This window comes from Clostridium sp. DL1XJH146, assembly GCF_054819755.1.
In genome coordinates this window covers 1-363 of the sequence record NZ_JBTVVN010000117.1, presented here as the reverse complement: position 1 = coordinate 363, position 363 = coordinate 1, and the positions used below count along the sequence as shown (strand labels likewise).

The 363-nt window shown below is 26.2% G+C and carries 1 protein-coding gene; it reads right to left on the bottom strand.

From position 1 onward, the window contains the following. A partial coding sequence (locus ACVHXK_RS18740; RefSeq protein ID WP_461207928.1) for a transposase occupies positions 1-363 on the bottom strand: 363 nt, incomplete at both ends.

The window sequence follows — 363 nt, the reverse complement described above, 5'->3', positions numbered from 1 at the left end:
TTGTAAGTTCGTAGAATCAATATCAAATATGATATGTTCAATTGGTTCTATAGAATAAGCTCTATCCAATAATTTTTTATTTATGAATTGTTGCTGTTTAAGAGTTTTATCTGTTAGTCTATTATTAAATCTTGATATAGTAGGCTGAGAAGCTAATTTTTCTTTATTTAAAATGGTAGTAAGAGCTGAATCTAAAGTTAATTCATCAGCATTGTCATCGGTATGATAGCCAACTATACTCTGATATATTTTTTCTAGAACAATATCTTCATTAGTATGAGTTCTAGTATTTATGTCATCTTCAAGAATGAAAGTGTCCTTTATTAAGTTACTAAACCCAATTTTATTATCAAATTCTTTGTA